The sequence below is a fragment of the Flavobacterium sp. TAB 87 genome, assembly GCF_001529295.1.
Taxonomy (GTDB): Bacteria; Bacteroidota; Bacteroidia; order Flavobacteriales; family Flavobacteriaceae; genus Flavobacterium.
Window position 1 is genome coordinate 294,378 of the sequence record NZ_LLWK01000038.1, and the last position, 21,532, is coordinate 315,909.

Consider the following 21,532-nt stretch of genomic DNA (forward strand, 5'->3'; position numbering starts at 1 on the left):
CACAGCCTTTTTATAAAATCAATATAAAGTACCACTTGTTAAAAAAGCAGCTTCAGTAGTAACTCTAAAATTCGAGTAATTTCTTTTTCAGAATTATAAACGTGTAAACAAAAACGAAGTCGCTCTTGTCCTTCGGGCACCGTTGGTGACAAAATAGCCTTTACATCAAAACCTTGCTCTCGCATTTGCTGCGCAACCTCTTTGACTTTTTCATTACCCGGAATTATTGCAGATTGTATAGCCGACTTGCTGCGAACAAACATCGGTTGCAAGCTCATGAGCTTTTTTTGCTGATTGAAAAAGACAATATTTTCGCGTAATTTTTTGATCGAATTTTTCTCTAAAACTAATTGTCGATAAGCCGTTAAAATAGTGGCGACCGAATGCGGCGGCAGACCTGTTGTGTAGATAAAACTTCTCGCAAAATTAACCAAATACGACTGTAGTTCTTGACTACCTAAAATAACCGCGCCGTGACAACCCAATCCTTTACCGAAAGTCATAATTCGTGCAAAAATACGCTCGTGCAATTGTATACTTTGAAGCAAACCTTCGCCGCTTTCTCCAAAAACACCCAAAGCATGTGCCTCGTCAACGACTACGTAAACTTCATGTTTTTCGCAAAGACTGACCAACTCTTCTAAGTTTGGGCAATCTCCGTCCATAGAAAAAACACTTTCTGTAACGACATAAATATTTGTACTGCTAGTTTTAAATTTTAGAAGTAAACGAGCTAAGTCTTCAAAGTCGTTGTGTTCGTATTTGTATGATTTGGCTTTGGATAAGGAAATTCCGTCCCGAATTGAAGCGTGACACAATTCATCGTACAAAATAACATCTGTACGCTGCGGCACAACGCTAAAGAACCCAACATTGGCATCGTAGCCCGAATTAAACAACAAAGCAGCCTCTGACTCATGAAACTTAGCGATTTCTACTTCTGCGATTTCATAGAGATAATGATTCCCAGAAATTAATCGGGACCCTGTGGCGCCATTTTGAATGCAGTTGTTCTCAATTAGAAATTGATGCGCTTTATTAAAAATTGTGGCGTTCTTTGAAAAGCCAATATAATCATTAGACGAAAAATCAATTAAAGCGTTTGGTTGTGGCAATTGACGTAAGGCGTTTGTTTGCTCGCGCTGCATTAACTTTTGACTGAGATTTTCGGGTAATTTCATACTGGTAAAGTTAGTATTTAATGCCTAATTTCTGATTTAATTTTGATTTTTAGCCCAGATGGAAGCGGAATGCTATTGTGTGCGCCGCGGCGCACGCAATAGATACACTGAACAGCTGGAATAGCTTCAAAAAAAAAGCCAAACATCACTGTCTGGCTTTTTATATAAATTGAATTATTTTAATCAACTAAAACAATTACTTTATTGTCTTTCAATTCGACTGTACCCGATTCAATAGTAATAGTATACTCTTGATCGCTTACTTTAGCGAATTTATTAAGAACCTCTTTAGTAAAAGTGAAACTTGGCGCCGCAATCTTTACTAATCCACTGCTCAAAATTGAAACAATTGGTGCGTGGTTGTTTAATATTTGAAAACTTCCGTTTACTCCTGGCAATGTAACCGAAGTTACTTGTCCTGAAAAAAGGGTTGCTTCTGGTGATACAATTTCTAAAATCATTTTCTTTTGGTTATGAGTTATAAATTATATTAAACTTCAGCTAACATTTTTTCTCCAGCTTCGATAGCTTCTTCGATGGTTCCTTTAAGGTTGAAAGCTGATTCTGGTAAGTGATCTAATTCACCATCAATAATCATGTTAAATCCTTTGATTGTATCTTTAATGTCAACTAAAACACCTTTTAATCCTGTAAATTGCTCAGCAACGTGAAACGGTTGAGACAAGAAACGTTGTACACGACGCGCTCTAGAAACAGCCAATTTATCTTCTTCAGATAATTCTTCCATACCAAGAATTGCGATAATATCTTGCAACTGTTTGTATTTCTGAAGAATTTCTTTAACTCTTTGTGCACAGTCATAATGCTCATCTCCTAATATCTGAGGAGTCAAAATTCTTGAAGTAGAATCTAACGGGTCAACCGCTGGATAAATACCTAATTCAGCAATTTTACGAGACAATACTGTTGTTGCATCTAAGTGAGCAAAGGTTGTTGCTGGTGCCGGGTCAGTTAAATCATCCGCAGGAACGTAAACCGCCTGTACCGATGTAATAGATCCTTTGTTTGTAGAAGTAATACGTTCTTGCATTGCACCCATTTCTGTTGCTAATGTTGGTTGGTATCCTACTGCAGAAGGCATACGACCTAAAAGAGCCGAAACCTCTGAACCTGCTTGTGTAAAACGGAAGATGTTATCAACGAAAAACAATACGTCTTTTCCTTGATCAGTTCCAGCTCCATCACGGAAATATTCAGCGATAGAAAGTCCAGAAAGTGCTACACGAGCACGAGCTCCTGGTGGCTCATTCATTTGTCCGAAAACGAAAGTAGCTTTTGACTCTCTCATTCCTGGCATATCTACTTTAGATAAATCCCATCCTCCATTTTCCATAGAGTGCATGAAATCGTCACCGTATTTTATAATTCCTGACTCTAACATCTCACGAAGTAAGTCATTTCCTTCACGCGTTCTTTCTCCTACTCCTGCGAATACTGAAAGTCCACCGTGACCTTTTGCGATATTGTTGATCAACTCCTGAATCAATACTGTTTTACCAACTCCGGCACCACCGAACAATCCAATTTTTCCTCCTTTTGAGTAAGGCTCAATTAAATCGATTACTTTGATTCCTGTAAATAAAACTTCAGATGAAGTTGACAAATCTTCGAATTTTGGAGCTTGTCTGTGAATAGACATTCCGTTTTCACCTGTTTTTGGCAAGTTTCCTAAACCATCAATTGCATCTCCAATTACATTGAATAATCTTCCATATACGTCTGGACCGATTGGCATTTGGATAGGATTTCCTGTTCCAACTACTTCATATCCTCTGCTCAAACCATCTGTTGAGTCCATTGAGATCGTACGTACTGTATTTTCTCCGATGTGAGATTGTACTTCAAGAACTAATAATGTTCCGTCTTTTTTAGTGATTTCTAATGAATCATAAATTTTAGGAAGTTCAACATCTTTTCCGTTGAAAACAACATCAACTACTGGTCCAATGATTTGGGCAACTTTTCCGATTACTTTTGACATTACTTATGTATTTATTAAATAGCTATTTAGGTTTAACGAAAATACCTCTTTTTTCAGTGCGCAAAGATAATTTTTTAAAATCTAAAATCAATATTTTTTTTGTAAAATCTGCTAGTTTTTTTAGAACAATTTAAATTTAGCGCACGTTTCGTCTCGTATTTCTTTTAAAATTACCACAAAAAAACCACCACGCTTTACAAACGGGTGGCTTTCTTATTAATAAAATGATATTTTTTACAATTTTGCAGGATATTGAATAGGATATGCTCCTAAATCTACGGCGCGTAATGTGGCACCATATGTTGTATTAATTGCTTCGACAAATTTATTCGCAATTAAAGCATATCCTCTTGCACTAGGATGAACACCATCTAAAGAAAATGCTCCACCAGTCACATAAGTTGATGAAATGGTATAGTTTCCAAATTTTACTCCACCACTAGACAATTGATTCATAACGACCTTAGAGTCTACAAATGCCAAGCCTTTTTGTTTGGCGATTGCTTCGATTGTGATGTTATAGGCATCTGTTGCTTTTTTTACTTCGGCAATTTCATTTTTCGTCAAAACCCAATTATCAGCTAAAGGAACTGAAACTCCATTTATTTTTGATGGATCACTCCCAACTGTTGTTCCAATAACTGTTCTTGAAGTCAAAACTAATAAATCTTCTTTGGTTGCCATTCGGTAAGAAGGCACTCCAAATCCAGACAAATCTGTCAAATAACTGTCTACCAAAACCACAGCATTTGCGCCTGCTTTAAAAGTGACTGTTCTTCTAGTTGCCTCCTCCGCTGTAAGTAACTTATTAGCAACCATCGCTTGCAACCCTCCGTTATAAGTAGCATAGCCTGTATTTAACTGCGTTGCTGTTGCAGCATCAAGCGGAACTGGATTGTAAGGAACAGTTGTAAAATAAGGTAACGTACTTACATAGGGTAAATTTACGATAACTCCTTTTGCACCTTTGCTCGTTAAATTGTCTACTACTGTTTTGTACACATTAGCAAAAACATTTGGATCTGTGATATCGTTTCCACCGTACGTAGCTGGGTTTAAATTACCTGTTTGATCTTTTCCAATTCCGCCCGAAGTAGCGTAGCCTAAAACATCGTTTCCACCAATCCATAAAGTGAAGAATGTTGGAGTTTGCGCAACCGCATCACCTAAAACAGTGGCCGATGGCGAGCTAGCAAACCTAGCATAATACGGATTTGCTGCGCCACTAGCGACACCTGCCACATTACCATAACCAGGAGCAACCAAATGATAACTTTTTGCTCCGGGAACGCCTAAGTTATTAAACGAACCTGTTAGATGTTTTGTCACTTCCGTTGTTGGCATACCACTTACTGTAACGGGCGCTTGACCGTTAAAGTAAAGACGAGGAGCTGTAATTACATTTCCACCCAATAATAAGCCACCTGTATTATCGTTCATGAATGGCGTTTTAAAAGTACCACCTCCAGCAGCAGCAAATTGTTGTGCCAAGATATTTACATAAGCTCCTTCTTGACCTCTTACAAACAGAGAGCCATCACTATATCCCGCAGCAAAAGAATCTCCTAAAGCCACATAATTAGTAAAGACTGCTGAGCCAGGTGTAACTGGAACTTCTGGAACTTCGCCCGAATTATCATCACTATTACAAGCTGCAAAAGTTAATGAAACCAATAACAGCCATTTGAAATTTTTTATCATCATTTGTTGATTTTTTTTTAAAGATAAATCTTCTCACTTTTATTTTTTGAGCGAAAAGAAAACCGTTTGATTGTGTTTTTTAAAGTTCAAGTGTCCAAGCGGCAAACCATTGTTGACCGATTAGTCCTGCTCCAACCACTTGAAGATAATCTTCTCCGAACAAATTAGTTGCCCCAACTTTTAAAACTGATTTTAATTTTGTGAAAGCATAATTAACCTGCACGTCTAAAACTGTGTTTTCTGGAATGATACCATCTCCAAAAGAAGATTCCCATAAATATTCAGAGTTCCAACGTACACTGACATTAAAACCTAGATCATCAGTTACTTTACTATTTCCTAACGATGCTTTGATTCTATGTTTAGGAGTGTTAAATCCTGCAACAAAACTTGGATCTTGCGTTTGGTCGAACTCAAATTCTGCATAATTATAATTAGCTCCTAATTCAAAATCTTTATATATTTTTTTTGACAATCCGATTCCATATCCAAAAGAATTAATTTCTGCTGAAGTATTGGTGTACACTTGATACACTCTACGATCACCAAACTTTAAAGCAGCATACGTTTGTTGCACATTAGGATCAGCGCTATCTGTTCCAACCTTTCCATAGTACGGAGAGATTACACGAGAGGTATTCATGAAATTAGTATACATATTGTAATAAGCATTGATATCAATAGATAAATCATTATTTACTACCGAGCGATATCCTACCTCAAAAGCCTGTACCTCTTCTGGCTTCACTAAACCAATATTGGCTACCTCTAAAACATTTGGGTTAGAAGTCGCTCCAAAAGCAGTTACCGAAGCTAATGTGTACGCATTTTTATATGCGTCTTGACCAGACAAAGTTACGGTAGCAGGTGCTCCTAAAGCTTGGCTCGCTGCACTCACATTTTTTGTTTCTACAAAGCGATCTAAATTTTCGGGTGCTGAACCAATAAGAGCAAAAGGACCTAAATCTAAACCAATGTACTGATCTTGCGTAGTTGGATTTCTAAATCCCGTTTGATACGACACTCTAAAATTATGCTGTTTTGCATTACCTGCAGAATAAACAAAGGATACTCTTGGCGAAACATTGCCATCAAAGTTTTGACTTTTATCGTAACGAATAGAACCCGTAAATTTCAAACGATCTTCTAACCATTTCTTTTGCAATTGAGCGTACGCTCCATATTCTTTATACTTCAACTCACCATCATAATCAGTAAAAATAGTTCCTTCTGAGTTCATTACGTACTGTCTCCAAGAACCTCCTACTTGAATTTCAGCAAATTTTATAAGATCTTTAAAGTTATAATTCACATCTGCATGATACAATTTTGAATGATCAATAAACTTAGCGCCTTGTGTTAAATCTGGATTATCCACTACATTCTGCAAAGCAGTATTAAACGCTGCGGAACCTGGCTCAAATCTGGCCGAACCAGCTGGTGCTGGGATGAAAGAAATTGCAGCTGGTAATGTATTATAATCTGCAAACGTTCTTCCAATCGCAGCTGATTCATTTGCATTTGTTCCCATTACGGCTCCTGATAATTGGTAAGCAGTTGCATAATTAGTAAACCATTCTGTATCTGACTTTGCAGCTCTGTTTACATTCCAACCCGCAAAACGCATGTCGTAAGAATCTCCAGCATCTTCTGAAGTGTTATACACACGTGCGAAAAAATTCTTTCCTTGAACCTCCAACTTGGTTTGAGACATGCGAAAATTATTTAGCGAGTAGCGGTTGGCTCCTTGATAAATCGTTGTACCCAAACCTAATTTTTCTTGAAAGATAATTTCGGCTCCATCATCTCCCCAAGGTCTAAAATGCAAAGAAATATCGGCTTTAATGTTTTTTACTTTGTTGTCATTTAAGTCGCGTTCTTGGTATCCGGTACGACTCACTTGACCGACATTCGGAATAAAAGTCGAAATTTCGTCGCCATAAATATTTAATCCATCATAATTTTGATTAGTCGCGTGACTGTTTCCGCCAATTGTCATACTTCGTTTGTCATCTGCAATCCATTCGGTCGCACTTACGTACGTTAAATTTCCTTTTAGTGCAAAATAGTTAGTTACTGCTTTAGCCACCCTAACTCCAACATCTACATAATTATTAGACCCTGCAGCTACTTGGGTTGTTTGACCATATTTCGCATAGGCACTAACACCTTCACTAGTAAAAGGATTTTTGCTATTCATAAATAATATTCCGTTGAATGCATTTGCTCCGTACAACGCAGAAGAAGCACCTGGCAACAACTCCACATTAGCTACATCAAGATCAGACACACCAATTAAGTTTCCTAGAACAAAATTTAATGCTGGCGAAGAGTTATCCATACCATCAACCAACTGCATAAATCGAGTATTAGCAACAGATGCAAAACCTCTAGTGTTTATAGATTTAAACGAAATACTACTCGTATTAAAATGCACTTCTTTTAAGTTTTCCAAACCATCATAAAACGTGGGAGCTGTGGTGCTTTTAATTTCTTTCATTCCCATTCTTTCTACAGTAACCGGCGATTCAACAATTCGCTCTGGAGTTCTAGAAGCAGAAACAACAATTTCATTTAATAAGTTTTGCTCTTCTACCAAAACAACATTAAATTTTTGATTGTTAGAAGTAATATTATACGTTTTAGTTTGAAAACCTACGGCTGAAACTTTAATTGTAAAAGGTGGTTTTGCATTTGTTTCCAAAATGAAAGACCCATCGAAGTCTGCTGAAGCACCATTTGAGCTTCCTTCAACATTAATATTTGCTCCCGGAATAGATTGCTTGCTAACATCGGTAACCGTACCCGATACTGTAGTTTGTGCGAAGGACAAGCTACAGACAAAGAATGTTAATAGAAGTAGTTTAATTTTCATTTAGAATGGTTTAGTTGGTTAATAGTACCAAAATACAAATAATTTTGATATTCGCAATAAAAGCAAAAAAATTATTGTTATTGTATAATAATTAATACTAAACATCATGTAATCAATATTTAATTTTATTAAATAAATGTTAATGAATTTGACTGAGTTGTTCTGAAATTATATGCATACATAACAATTTACAGAATAAACTGATTATTTCGCAAAAATCATAATTTTTAAAAAAACGGCAAAAAAAAAAGAGCGCAATAATAAATTGCGCTCTCTCTCTCAGTACTATATAAGTTATTTTTATTCGTTACTCAACTGTAACCGATTTGGCTAAGTTTCGTGGTTGATCTACATTGCATCCACGTAGCACAGCTATATGGTACGATAATAATTGCAACGGAATTGTAGTAATCAACGGTGATAACGCATCCGAAGTTTCAGGGATTTCGATTACAAAATCTGCTAAATCTCTAACTTGTGTATCTCCTTTGGTAACTATTGCAATGATGCGACCACTACGTGATTTAATTTCTTGAATGTTACTTACAATTTTATCATAATGTCCTTGTTTAGGAGCGATGATAATTACCGGCATTTGAGCATCAATTAAGGCGATTGGCCCGTGTTTCATCTCTGCTGCTGGATAACCCTCGGCGTGAATATATGAAATCTCTTTCAACTTCAATGCTCCTTCCAAAGCAACTGGAAAATTGTATCCTCTACCTAAATACAAACAATTTGGTGCATCCTTAAAAGTTTCGGCAATTTGTTTAGCAACTTCATTGCTTAACAATGCTTCTTGTACTTTTTCAGGGATAATTTCTAATTCTTGCAAGTAACGGTGATAATCTGTACTTGACATAGTTCCTTTCGCTTTACCTAAACGAAGCGCCAACATGGTCAATACAGTAATTTGAGTTGTAAATGCTTTTGTTGAAGCTACTCCAATTTCAGGACCAGCGTGCGTATATGCTCCAGCGTGAGTTTCTCTAGAAATAGAAGAACCAACTACGTTACATACTCCAAAAACAAATGCTCCTTTTTCCTTAGCTAGCTTAATCGCCGCCATAGTATCCGCAGTTTCTCCTGATTGAGAAATAGCGATTACAACATCATTACTATTAATGATTGGATTGCGGTATCTAAATTCTGAAGCGTATTCTACCTCCACAGGTATTCTAGCAAACTCCTCAATAATATACTCTGCAACTAGTCCAGCATGCCAAGATGTTCCGCAAGCCACAATAATGATACGCTCTGCGTTTAAAAACTTTTCCAAATTGTCTTCAACACCAGCCATCTGTATAATACCTTTGTTGGCATTTAAACGACCACGATAGGTGTCCTTAATTACACTTGGTTGCTCGTAGATTTCTTTCATCATAAAATGATCGTAACCCCCTTTTTCAATTTGCTCCAAATTCATTTGAAGTTCTTGAATATTAGGGTTTACCAACGAATCATCTTTGATTTTTCTAATTTTGATTGGTTTGTGCAAACGAATATTTGCCATTTCACCATCTTCCAGATACACTGCATTTGAAGTATACTCGATAAAAGGAGATGCATCAGAAGCAATAAAATACTCACCTTCGCCTACTCCAATAGCCAATGGACTGCCTAATCGAGCTGCCACAAGTTCATTTGGATTTTTGATGTCAAATACTGCAATTGCATATGCACCGACCACCTGATTTAAGGCTACTTGAACTGCTTTACCTAATTTTAGATTTTCTGTTTTTTGAATTTCTTCGATTAGATTTACTAAAACCTCTGTATCGGTATCCGATTTAAAAGTGTATCCTCTTTTTTTTAATTCTTCTTTAAGAGGCGAGTAGTTTTCTATAATTCCGTTATGAATTATAGCTAATTCTCCAGAATTGGATAAGTGAGGATGCGAATTTACATCATTTGGTACTCCGTGCGTCGCCCAGCGGGTGTGCCCAATACCAATTTTTCCACTTGTATTCAATTCTGATTCGGATTTTGCTTCTAGATCAGAAACTTTTCCTTTTGTTTTACAAAGCTTAATAGCATTGTCGTCATATAACATGACTCCAGCACTATCATAGCCCCTGTACTCAAGCCGCTTTAATCCCTTTATTACAATGGGATAAGCGTCTCGATGGCCTATGTACCCAACGATTCCACACATATATTTATTTAATTTGGTTTCGTATAGAAAATCTGAAGTTTTAATCTTTTTTCTACTGGAACGGCTGCAGTACCTCCGTACAAAACAGTTCCAAGAGGATTAGATACCGAAGTTCTTGGTACTTGATTACTTACTTCATTTGGAGTTCTAAGTTTAGCGAACCCCAAAACACTAGCGCTTTGACTAACCACCAATCCTAATTTGACATTAGTAGAATCGGCATTTTTTACCAGATTTCTAATATGATCTGTAATTCGAATTTTATAGGTAGTTCCTCTTTTGGTGGTTGCATCTTTAGCAATACCACCATCGTAAATTTCTGCTGAGAAAAAATCAACAATCTCACGATTATTATTCAAATCATACAAATAAATACGGCTTGGTTCTTTTGAATTTTTCATTTGATCCTCATCAATATGAAAGGTCAGATTGGCTTCATTAATCAACCAACTTTTGCTGCGAATCTCTTCTAATTCTCCTGGTTTACTAAACAAAGAGATCACAGACATTGCACCTACTCCGCCCTTTAAATACAACTTATCGTCACCTTCTACTTTATTAGGAGTAGTGGTGGCAGCAGTATAATTTGCGGTAGCGCTCGTTTCTTCTATTAAACTAATTGTGTTTGCTCTTTGAGGCAAAGTCGGACTAAAATTAATTTCTATGGACTTATCTTCTTTTACCGTATCTTCATCTGTAGTCGAAGCAGTTTTTGCCTTGTACTTTATGGTAATCTTTCCTTTTGTAAAATCCAACATTGCTAAATTACTAGCATTGCTTCCCGATTTCTCTACACCAAAATAAATACCTCTAAAATAATTTGTAAAAGCATCTGCAGAAGATAAATTTGACGCAGTCGCATTTAAGATTTTCTCTTGAAAGAAATCTTTATTTAAGTTCAAGACCATTTGAGGAGCAGTGTACTTCGTAGTTTCCTTCTCTGTATCTGGATCTTTAGTTTTGGTTACAATTTGCGCTTTGTTAAAAAAGAACTCTTCGTTTTCGTTCTTATTCTCAGAGTTATTTAACAAAGTAGTGCTTTTTAAAGCAGCTACGATGTCCGTTTTTTGATCGCTGTAATATATTTGATTTTGAAAGCTAGACTCAGGATCCAAATTTCTTAAATAGTAACCTGATTCGTATACGCTCAATTTCAATTTACCCTCTGCAGGTCCAGCGATAGAATCTAATGCATATTCGCTTGATCCATCTTGATTGACCTTAGTAACATGGCTCGAATACGGAATGGTTAGCACTACACTTTCGACAACTGGCGCGTCTCCAATTGTTGGCGCGTAGCTACCCAAGAACACCTGCGTTACAAAATTTGCAGTTGTAGATCCGAAAGCAGGATCATCATAGATACCTAATCCATTTATTGCTTGGTTGTTAGTCTGAACAGCCGTTATTTTTTGATTAAACGCAGCAACATCAGAGTTGTAAGTGGAAAAATCAAAATTGTTATCACCAATTAAATCATCGCCAATAACATTATAATCTTTATCGCAAGAATATAAAAAAACAACTGCCGCTACTAGTAAAATTTTCTTAAAAAAAGAACTGTCAACCATCTGTAAAAGTAAAATTAAAATTTAAAGAACCTCGTTTTTGTAAAATTCGGTATACGCTTCTGCGAAACCATCTTTGGAGGCGAAAGGTAAAAAAGGTTTTCCTGAAGATTCTATAAATTTTGTTAAACTTGGAGAAACGTTAGGCGAAGCAACTATAACAGCATCTGAATGTAAAATACTGGCTTTCATGATGTTTTCGTAATTTGGCGTTTCCAAATCGGCAATTGCTTCTTGTGGAATTTCGTCAAATTTCACTTTATTTATCATTTCACTATTCAAAGTTTCATCAAATGATTGCCCGTAAACAGACGTCACAATTTTTGTCTCAGAGAACAATGCTTCGTTTTTGTAATAATGCTTCATGTAAATTGGTAACATTGCTGCCATCCAACCGTGAACATGAATAATATCGGGAACCCAGTTTAATTTCTTAACAGTTTCAACCACTCCTTTTGCAAAGAAAATAGCACGTTCATCGTTATCTGGATACATCACGCCTTCTTCATCGGCAAAAGTTGCTTTGCGTTTAAAGTATTCGTCATTATCAATAAAATAAACCTGAATTCGCTCTTTAGGAATAGAAGCGACCTTGATAATCAAAGGCATATCTAAATCATTAACTACTAAATTCATACCCGAAAGACGAATAACTTCATGTAACTGATGTCTTCTTTCGTTAATATTTCCATATCTTGGCATGAAAATTCTAATTTGTCCTCCTTGGTCATTGATCATTTTGGGCACATCGTAAGACATTAGAGAAACCTCGTTTTCTGCTAAATAAGGCACCACTTCAGATGATACATATAATATCCTCTTATCTTTCATAATTGTAATTTACTTAATTCATTGGAAATAAAAACGATGCAAAATTACGAAAATTTATGCAGTTATTAAGTAAAATATTAAGTTTGCACTTAATTTAAAAAATACCCGCATGCAAATTTTTACCGGTAAAGTGGCTTTGATGGACTATTTAAAAAGTATTAGTACTCCAAACTGCACCATTGGTTTCGTTCCTACTATGGGCGCGCTACATCAAGGCCATTTGGCACTCATGCAGCGATCCTTGTCAGAAAACACAGCAACTGTTGTGAGTATTTTTGTCAATCCTACCCAATTCAATAATGCAGAAGATTTAGCGAAATATCCGAGAACTTTGACTGCAGATGTGGATAAAATGGAGGCATTAAACTCCAAAATTATCGTTTATGCACCGACAGTCGAAGATATATATGAAGGAAATACCGTATCAAAATCATTCGACTTTGATGGATTAGAAAATCAAATGGAAGGACAATTTAGACCAGGCCATTTTGACGGTGTGGGAACTATTGTTAAGCGCCTGTTTGAAATTGTTCAACCAACAAACGCCTACTTTGGAGAAAAAGATTTTCAACAGCTGCAAATTGTAAAAAAACTTGTCGATAAAAACCATTTAAATGTAACAATTGTCGGTTGTCCTATTTTTAGAGAAGTAAACCAGTTGGCAATGAGCTCAAGAAATGAAAGGCTTACTGCTCAAGAACGCGATGAAGCAACCGTTATTTTTGAGACGTTGAGCGAAGTGAAAGCACGTTTTAACACCGACTCAATCGAACGCCTTAATAATTGGGTAAAAAGCGTTTTTGAAAAAAACCCAACATTTGATTTAGAATATTTTGTAATCGCAGACGAAGCCACTTTGCAAACACAAACTAACATAGAAGCAGGCAAGAATTACCGTGCATTTATTGCAGTTTATGTTAATAATATTCGTTTGATTGATACCATTTCATTAAATTAATTTACTTTTGTGCCATGCAAATTCAAGTTTTAAAATCAAAAATACATCGTGTAAAAGTAACTGGAGCCGACTTAAATTATATCGGCAGCATTACTATTGACGAAACTCTCTTAGAAGCGTCTAACATTATAGAAGGAGAAAAAGTCGCCATTGTAAACGTTAACAACGGTGAACGTTTTGAAACTTATGCCATTAAAGGCGAGCGCAATTCTGGCGAAATAACGCTGAATGGCCCTGCTGCCCGAAAAGTGCAAAAAGACGACATCATCATTATTATTGCGTATGCAACTTTGGAATTTGAAGAAGCCAAAACCTTCAAACCTTGGATTATTTTTCCAAACGAAACTAATAATTCACTTACCTAACATTACCGAAAAAGGACTGAGTTTTTGCTTGTAATCGCGATTGCAGCGCATCTTTCTATGGCAATAAATCCTCCTTCGATTGGATTATACTTCATTTTTTAGCTTCGATAATTTCATATTAAAAAAATTAAATAAAATGGTATATTGCTGCCTTATTTATTCCTTTTAATTGAAGTTACCTTGCCCATTATGAAAAAAATCTACCTACTTGTACTCCTTTTTTCGTTTTCTGCTTTTGCCCAAAAAACAGTTTTCGAAATCAATTCACTTAAATTAAAAGAAAAACGAACCATCTCGGTTGTTTTACCTCCTTCTTACGAAAAAAATACCGACAGAAAGTATCCTGTTATATACCTTTTAGATGGCGATTATTTATTAGATCCTTTTCAGGGAGCACTAACGTATGGCGCATATTGGGATGATTTACCCGAAGTAATTATTGTTGGAATATATCAAGGGAATAATCGCTACGACGATTGCACGGTAGACGGGATTCAAGGCGTTCCTTTTGAAAAAGGAGCACAATTTTTTGAATTTATTGGAACTGAAGTTGTGTCATATATTGATCAAAAATACCGAACTTCTTCTTTCCGAATAATTGCGGGACACGATATCACTGCTGGTTTTATCAATTTCTATTTATACAAAGAAAATCCTCTTTTTAATGGCTTCATAGCCTTGAGTCCAGAACTGGCTCCAAAAATGGAAATGAGAATTCCAGAACAGTTCACTAAAATAAAAACACCTATTTTTTACTACCAGTCCAGTGCCGATGGTGATATCAAAGACATTAGAGAACCCGTTGAAAAACTGGATCAAAATATTAAATTAACATCTAACAAATTGGTTAATTATAAGTATAATTATTTTAAAAATGCTACTCATTATTCGTTAGTTTTATATTCTATTCCCAATGCCTTATACCAAATTTTTGAAGCATACAAACCAATTAATTCGGCCGAATTCAATACAAAAATAATGACTTTAGAATCTGGATATGCTGATTATTTAACTAGCAAGTATAGCTTTATGGCCACTTCGTTAGGAATTAAGATGCCTGTTCGAATGAATGATTTTAAAGCAGTCGAAACAGCAATTATGAAAAAAGAGGCTTACGACGAATTGGAACCATTAGCCGTTGTTGCCAATACCGATTATCCAACAGCAATGTTAGGCGAATACTTAATGGGAGTGATGTACGAAAAAAGAGGTGATTATAAAAGAGCTGGAAAGCGCTATCAAGTAGCATCTCAACTCGATCCAATTGACAATTTGGACAAAGATTTAATGTACGAGAAAATGGAAGAAATGAAGATCTTAAGCGATAAAAAATAATGTCAAAAGTTAAAACCTCTTTTTTTTGCCAAAACTGTGGCACACAATATTCCAAATGGCAAGGACAGTGCAATGCGTGCAAAGAATGGAACACTATTGCGGAAGAAATTATTCAGAAGCAAGAAAAAGTCGCTTGGAAAAATGAAGCACCTGCAGCCTCTAAAGCGCCCAAGCCATTGCGCATCAATGAGATCGATTCGACTCAAGAAATTCGAATGGATACTACAGACGGCGAATTAAATCGAGTATTAGGGGGCGGATTAGTTCCAGGTTCTTTAACTCTTTTAGGTGGAGAACCAGGAATTGGAAAAAGTACCTTGTTGCTGCAAATTTCGCTGCATCTGCCGTACAAAACATTATATGTTTCGGGAGAAGAAAGCCAGAAGCAAATAAAAATGCGTGCCGAGCGTATTACTCCAAATAGTGCGAATTGCTACATTCTGACCGAAACAAAAACACAAAACATCTTCAAGCAAATTGAAGCCATACAACCAGAAGTAGTAATTATTGACTCCATTCAAACACTACATACCGATTATATTGAATCTACCGCAGGAAGTATTTCTCAAATTAGAGAAACTACTGCCGAACTTATAAAATTTGCGAAGGAAACTAATATTCCCGTTATTTTAATTGGTCATATTACCAAAGATGGAAACATTGCTGGGCCAAAAATTTTAGAACACATGGTTGATACGGTTTTGCAGTTTGAAGGCGACCGAAACCATGTGTATCGTATTTTACGTTCTTTAAAAAATCGTTTTGGTTCGACAGCGGAGCTCGGTATTTACGAAATGCTAGGAAGTGGTTTGCGCGAAGTAAGCAATCCCTCTGAAATATTAATTTCACACAAAGACGAACAGCTGTCTGGAACAGCTATTGCCTCAACTTTGGAGGGAATGCGACCGTTGATGATCGAAATTCAATCGTTGGTAAGTACGGCTGTTTATGGAACACCTCAACGAAGCACCACCGGTTATAACGCCAAAAGACTCAACATGATTTTGGCAGTTTTAGAAAAAAGAGCTGGTTTTCGTTTGGGAGCAAAAGATGTTTTCTTAAATGTTACTGGCGGAATTTCTGTAGACGATCCTGCGATAGACTTAGCGGTTGTGGCAGCTATTTTATCATCTAATGAAGATATTGCAGTTCCTAAAGGATTTTGTTTTGCAGGGGAAGTAGGATTGTCGGGAGAAATTAGACCCGTAAATCGTGTTGATCAGCGCATACAAGAAGCAGAGAAATTAGGGTTTTCGACGATTTTTGTATCTAAGTACAATAAAATATCTTTAAAAAATACTGGAATCAAAATTGAATTGGTTGCTAAAATTGAAGATGTAGCGCGTTACTTATTCGAATAAATACGATCCTTATCAAATGAAAAGCAATCAGCAGAAAATTTTCTTGTTTTTAAAAATCGCAGCTCTTGTCTTGCTGATTTTATCGAGTGGAATGTATTTTTTTAGAGAAACTTTATTGCAAAAAGCCTTGTCCAAAATAACCTCCAAAATGGAGCGCGAATACCAATGTGCTTTTTCGGTACAAGATGCTCAATTTGAAGGATTATCTGGCATTAAACTCACCGAAGTTGTCTTGGCTCCAAAAAATGCCGACACATTATTAAACATTAAAAAGATACAAACAAAAGTAGCCTTGTTTCCTTTGTTAGTAGGCGATATTCAATTGGGAACACTGCTGATAAACGATGGTTTTATTCAGTTGACTCGAAAAGGAAAAGTTAAAAATTTTGATTCTTTTTTGAAACGTGATTCTACCGAAGTTAAAACCAATACCAAGCGAGATTATGCTGATTTTGCCTACCGTATTATTTCGAAAGTGCTCAATTTGGTTCCGACAGATATGGAAGTCAAGAATTTGGTTTTTAAATTGGATGACAATGGTAAAAAAGCAACTTTAAAGATCAATCAGCTGGTTTTAGTTGATAAAGAATTGGACACGAATTTAAAAGTAGAGACTGTTACTTTTACACAACGTTGGAGCGTAAAAGGTTTCGCCGATCCGAGAAACAAAAAAGCAGATCTTCGTTTTTTTAATCTAGATTCAGGCGCCATCAAAGTGCCTTATTTAGACGAACGTTATAATTTAATTGCTAGTTTCGATTCAATTCGATTGAAAATCGACAACATCGAAAAATCACTCGGTAAATTAAATATTGATGGCTTTTCATCTATTGTCAATTTAAAATTAAATCATCCTAAAATTGCCAGTAAAGATGTTGTGATCAAACATGCACGTTTTGATTATCGTTTTTTATTAGGCGAAAATTTCGTTAGCATTGACAGTTCTTCAACCATGCAATTGAATCAAATACAATTACATCCTTATCTTTCGTATCAAACCGAAAAAGATACCATTTATATATTAAAAGTGGCAATTCCTAAAATGCCAGCTCAGCACTTCATCAATTCCTTACCCGAAGGATTATTTACCCATTTTGAAGGAATGCAAGCGACGGGAAATTTTGATTATACATTAGATTTCTTATTCAATAAGAACCGACCTAATACGTTGGTATTTGATAGTAAACTGAATAAAGAAAATTTTAAAATCACCCAGTATGGCGAAGCGAATTTAAATAAATTGAATGGTCCTTTTACGTATCGCGCTATTATTAATAATGTACCACAACGCGGTATTTTAGTTGGAAATGGAAATTCGAATTACACGCCTTTAGACCAAATTTCACCTTACTTACAAAAGTGTGTCTTAACTAGCGAAGACCCTTCGTTTTTCTCACATCGCGGTTTTATTAACGAAGCTTTTAAACAATCGATTCTAAAAAACATTCGAACTAAGAAATTCTCACGTGGCGCCAGTACGATTAGCATGCAATTGGTGAAAAATGTGTTTTTAACGAGAGAAAAAACGCTTTCGCGGAAATTGGAAGAAATTCTTTTGGTCTATATCCTTGAGAATAACCGCGTAGCCAGCAAAGCCAGAATGCTCGAAGTCTATTTTAATATTATCGAATGGGGACCAAATGTATACGGAATTGGAGAAGCCAGTCGTTTTTATTTTCAAAAAAGTCCTGCAGAACTCAATTTAAACGAATGTTTGTTCTTGGGATCAATCATTCCGAGTCCTAAAAAATTCATGTATAAATTTAACGATCAAGGTCATTTAAGAGATTTTGCAATCAAAAACGAACAGTTCTTACAAAGAATTATGTTTGGTCGCGGTCTATTAATTTCTGAAGATACTATTGGCCACCAACCCATTTATGTTTCGGGTAATGCTCGCTCCTATTTACGGATTAAAGCACCTGATTCTTTAGCCATTGCTACAGATTCGGTCAAAGAGATTGAGGAATTTGATTTTTAATAAAAAAGAGCTTTGTTAAACGCTTAACAAAGCTCTTTATTACTGGTGTTCGAAAATACATTAATTAGGGCGCAGGATTAGAGATCACAGCATGAACACCATCAATTGTTGTAAGGATTTCTTCGGAAAGACTTACGTTTATCGAATCAATATTTTCTTTAAGTTGCTCAAGTGTGGTCGCTCCAATAATGGTGCTGGTGACAAACGGTTTTTGATTGACATAAGCTAGAGCCATCTGCGCCAAAGTCAATCCGTTGTTTTTTGCAATGTCTTGATACATTTGAGTTGCTTTCATGCATTGCTCGCTACTGTACCTTGAGTATTGTGGAAATAAGTTTATTCTAGAATTAGGAGCACTGCTTCCGTTTAGATATTTACCAGACAAAACACCAAATCCCATCGGCGAATAAGCCAATAGTCCAACATTCTCTCGGTAACTTACTTCTGCATTACCAACTTCATACGTCCTATTTAATAAAGAATACGGATTTTGAACGGTTTTAATTCTTGGTAAATTGTACTGTTTGCTTTCTTCTAGAAAACGCATAATTCCCCAAGGTGTTTCGTTCGAAAGTCCGATGTGTTTTATCTTTCCTTCTTTTACAAATCGGTCCAAAGCAAGTAATACTTCGTTTACATTGTCTTCCCAAGAATCATCTTGTTCTTTAAATCCGAGTTGTCCGAAGTAATTGGTTTTGCGTTCCGGCCAATGCAATTGATACAAATCGAGGTAATCCGTTTGCAAACGCTGCAAACTATTTTCTAAAGCATATTGAATGCTCGCCGCAGAAAAATCATTTGTATCGCGCATGTAGCCAAAATTTGGATTGGGTCCTGCAATTTTTGAACCCAATACAATTTTTTCCCGGTTTCCTGTTTTTTTAAGCCATGTTCCGATAATTCTTTCCGAGCTTCCAAATGTTTCTTCTCGCGCTGGAACCGAATACATTTCGGCTGTATCAATGAAATTAACTCCATTCTCAACTGCATAATCTAGTTGTTGATGAGCTTCGGCTTCAGTATTTTGCTCACCAAAAGTCATGGTGCCCAGATTAATTTTACTAACTTTTATATCGGTATTAGGTAGAGTAGTGTATTTCATTCTTTTGTCTTTACTTTTTTAAAAAAATATTGTAAGTGCTTTGAAGTTATAGCCGTTCAAAGGTACAAAGGTTGAAAAAGAAAAGTCATTAATCAAAAGTTAAAGGTTTTTTAGAAAAAAAATTAAATAGTAAAGATCACAAAATCCCAATTTAAAAAATTAAGAATAAAAAAAGGCTCAAAAGTAAAACCTTTGAGCCTCTGTAACTTTATAACTTTCTCTAATCTATCTCCTTCAACATATCGGCAATTTCATCTAGTCTTGGTGTTAAGATAATTTCGATTCTACGGTTTTTAGCTTTTCCTTCCGGAGTAGCGTTGCTTGCCAAAGGTGAATATTCGCTACGACCAGCTGCAGTTAGCTTCTGCTTATTAATTTTGGTGTTTTCACCTAAAATAGTAACAATTGCAGTCGCTCTTTTGGTTGATAGATCCCAGTTGTTTGCAATTGGACCAGATCCTGCGTACGGATCATTATCGGTATGACCTTCGATTAAAACCGAAAGCTCTGGATTGTCTCCTAATACTTTTCCTAATTCTACAATGGCTTTTCTACCTTCGGTTCCAACGGCCCAACTACCCGAATTGAATAGCAATTTGTTCTCCATTGAAACATATACTTTTCCATTCTTTTGCTCTACTGTCAATCCTTTTCCTTCAAAACCATTTAATGCTTTCGACAAGGTTTCTTTTAACGTACGCATTGCTGCTTCTTTTGCTGCAATCATCGCTTCTAATTCTTGCAAACGACTGGCTGTTTTGTCTAAACGTTGTTGCTCTGCCGCCAAGGCTTTACTTTTTGCTTCGAGTTGCTCAAGTAAATCGCGATTTTTGCCCATGTTGGTTTGCAAAGCTGCGTTGCTGTTTTTCTCTAAAGCTTCGTAAGAGTCTTGCAATTCTTTTAGTTTTCCTTGAGATGCCGCATATTCTGCTTTTTGTTTCTCTAGTTCTGCTCTGGTTTGGTCTAGATCTTTACCTAACCCTTCTTTATCTAAGTCTAAAAGATTTTTCTCTTGCTTTAACGCTTCGTTGGCATCGGCCATTTCTCGGTTTTCTTTTTTGAGATCAGAATATTTGGACTCTAAATCTGTGTATATTTTTTTGGACACACAAGAAGTGGTTAAGGCCACAATTAATAGTCCGATGGATGCTTTTTTTATCATAGTTTCTTAAATGGTATATATTAATAGAATAAAAATATTGGTTCTGAAATACTGAATTTCTAGCCCTGATGGAAGCGGCATCCTTTTGTCTCAATTTTTTTGGAGACAAAAGATACAGTGGACAGCAGGAAATAGCTCCTAAAAAAGAAGTACACTTCGTTCAACAAGAACAGTACCATTAATCTTCAATTTCGACTAAAACGGGGCAATGGTCTGAATGCATGGCGTCGGGAAGTATTACCGCTCTTGTAAGTTTTTCTTCGAGACTTTGACTTACCAAATTGTAATCTATGCGCCAACCTTTGTTGTTGCCTCTGGCTCCAGCACGGTAACTCCACCAAGAATACTGATGCGGTTCTTTGTTGAAATGACGGAAACTATCAATGAAACCAGACTTCATAAAACCGTCTAACCAGGCGCGTTCTTGTGGTAAAAAGCCAGAAGTATTTTTATTGCGAACGGGATCGTGAATGTCAATAGCTTGATGGCAAATGTTGTAATCACCACAGATAACCAAATTAGGAATCGTGGTTTTTAATGCGTTGATGTAGTTTTGAAAATCATCCATAAACATGAATTTATGATCTAAACGCGCAATGTTGGTGCCTGAAGGCAAGTACAAGCTCATTACAGAACAGGAATCGAAGTCGGCTCTAACGTTACGACCTTCAAAGTCCATGTGTTCAATTCCGGTTCCATAAACCACATTATTGGGTTTTGTTTTAGATAAAATGGCCACACCACTGTACCCTTTTTTGGTAGCCGAATAATAGTATTGATACGGATATCCCGCATCGGTTATAGCTTGAGTTGGAATTTGATCTTCGGTTGCTTTGATTTCTTGCAAACAAATGACATCGGGATTGGCTTGCTGCAACCAGTCGATAAATCCCTTTGCAATAGCGGCACGAATACCGTTTACGTTATACGAAATGATTTTCATTGTGTTTATTTT

Annotated in this window: 16 protein-coding genes; 5 read left to right on the top strand and 11 right to left on the bottom strand. The window is 36.3% G+C overall.

Translation table 11 applies throughout. The features are described from left to right. Positions 1-38: 38 nt before the first annotated feature. From AP058_RS13405 to AP058_RS13440, 8 genes are all read right to left on the bottom strand, one after another. Positions 39-1,181: a pyridoxal phosphate-dependent aminotransferase family protein gene (locus AP058_RS13405; RefSeq protein ID WP_066311871.1), complete on the bottom strand. Its 1,143-nt coding sequence runs from the start codon at positions 1,179-1,181 to the stop codon at positions 39-41. Positions 1,182-1,360: 179 nt separating this feature from the next. After that, complete coding sequence (locus tag AP058_RS13410; protein WP_066311873.1) at positions 1,361-1,642, bottom strand: F0F1 ATP synthase subunit epsilon; 282 nt, start codon at positions 1,640-1,642, stop codon at positions 1,361-1,363. A gap of 29 nt (positions 1,643-1,671) precedes the next feature. Beyond that, positions 1,672-3,183 (bottom strand): F0F1 ATP synthase subunit beta, encoded by a 1,512-nt coding sequence (atpD, locus tag AP058_RS13415; protein WP_066311874.1) that lies wholly within the window; start codon positions 3,181-3,183, stop codon positions 1,672-1,674. Between the two features lie 234 nt (positions 3,184-3,417). Further along, entirely contained in the window at positions 3,418-4,884 is a 1,467-nt protein-coding gene (locus tag AP058_RS13420; RefSeq protein WP_066311878.1) for an SGNH/GDSL hydrolase family protein, read from the bottom strand. 79 nt (positions 4,885-4,963) lie between these two features. Then, complete coding sequence (locus AP058_RS13425) at positions 4,964-7,759, bottom strand: carboxypeptidase-like regulatory domain-containing protein (RefSeq protein WP_066311881.1); 2,796 nt, start codon at positions 7,757-7,759, stop codon at positions 4,964-4,966. Between the two features lie 307 nt (positions 7,760-8,066). Next, positions 8,067-9,914: a glutamine--fructose-6-phosphate transaminase (isomerizing) gene (gene glmS / locus AP058_RS13430; RefSeq protein WP_066311884.1), complete on the bottom strand. Its 1,848-nt coding sequence runs from the start codon at positions 9,912-9,914 to the stop codon at positions 8,067-8,069. Positions 9,915-9,922: 8 nt separating this feature from the next. Next, the gene (locus AP058_RS13435) at positions 9,923-11,485 is read right to left on the bottom strand and encodes a DUF4270 domain-containing protein (RefSeq protein ID WP_066311893.1); all 1,563 of its coding nucleotides are present in this window, start codon (positions 11,483-11,485) and stop codon (positions 9,923-9,925) included. A gap of 21 nt (positions 11,486-11,506) precedes the next feature. After that, positions 11,507-12,313, bottom strand: a complete 807-nt coding sequence (locus tag AP058_RS13440) for a glycogen/starch synthase (protein ID WP_066311896.1) — start codon at positions 12,311-12,313, stop codon at positions 11,507-11,509. Between the two features lie 109 nt (positions 12,314-12,422). On the opposite strand from AP058_RS13440, the gene panC reads away from it, so the two are divergent. The 5 genes from panC (at position 12,423) to AP058_RS13465 (ending at position 18,313) form a co-directional block, all read left to right on the top strand. Beyond that, entirely contained in the window at positions 12,423-13,271 is an 849-nt protein-coding gene (gene panC, locus AP058_RS13445; protein ID WP_066311898.1) for a pantoate--beta-alanine ligase, read from the top strand. Between the two features lie 14 nt (positions 13,272-13,285). After that, complete coding sequence (gene panD, locus AP058_RS13450) at positions 13,286-13,636, top strand: aspartate 1-decarboxylase (protein WP_066311900.1); 351 nt, start codon at positions 13,286-13,288, stop codon at positions 13,634-13,636. A gap of 189 nt (positions 13,637-13,825) precedes the next feature. Further along, a complete protein-coding gene (locus tag AP058_RS13455) occupies positions 13,826-14,971 on the top strand; it encodes an alpha/beta hydrolase (RefSeq protein WP_066311902.1) in 1,146 nt (381 codons plus the stop codon). Further along, entirely contained in the window at positions 14,971-16,332 is a 1,362-nt protein-coding gene (radA, locus tag AP058_RS13460) for a DNA repair protein RadA (protein ID WP_066311909.1), read from the top strand. The genes AP058_RS13455 and radA overlap by 1 nt, the downstream gene beginning before the upstream one ends. Positions 16,333-16,348: 16 nt before the next feature. After that, complete coding sequence (locus AP058_RS13465) at positions 16,349-18,313, top strand: transglycosylase domain-containing protein (RefSeq protein ID WP_066311916.1); 1,965 nt, start codon at positions 16,349-16,351, stop codon at positions 18,311-18,313. Positions 18,314-18,377: 64 nt separating this feature from the next. Here the strand turns inward: AP058_RS13465 and AP058_RS13470 are convergent, their stop codons facing one another. The 3 genes from AP058_RS13470 to AP058_RS13480 form a co-directional block, all read right to left on the bottom strand. Next, complete coding sequence (locus AP058_RS13470; RefSeq protein ID WP_066311919.1) at positions 18,378-19,415, bottom strand: NADP(H)-dependent aldo-keto reductase; 1,038 nt, start codon at positions 19,413-19,415, stop codon at positions 18,378-18,380. 220 nt (positions 19,416-19,635) lie between these two features. Then, the gene (locus AP058_RS13475; protein ID WP_066311921.1) at positions 19,636-20,577 is read right to left on the bottom strand and encodes an OmpA family protein; all 942 of its coding nucleotides are present in this window, start codon (positions 20,575-20,577) and stop codon (positions 19,636-19,638) included. 178 nt (positions 20,578-20,755) lie between these two features. Then, positions 20,756-21,520, bottom strand: a complete 765-nt coding sequence (locus AP058_RS13480; RefSeq protein ID WP_066311923.1) for an exodeoxyribonuclease III — start codon at positions 21,518-21,520, stop codon at positions 20,756-20,758. Positions 21,521-21,532 lie beyond the last annotated feature (12 nt).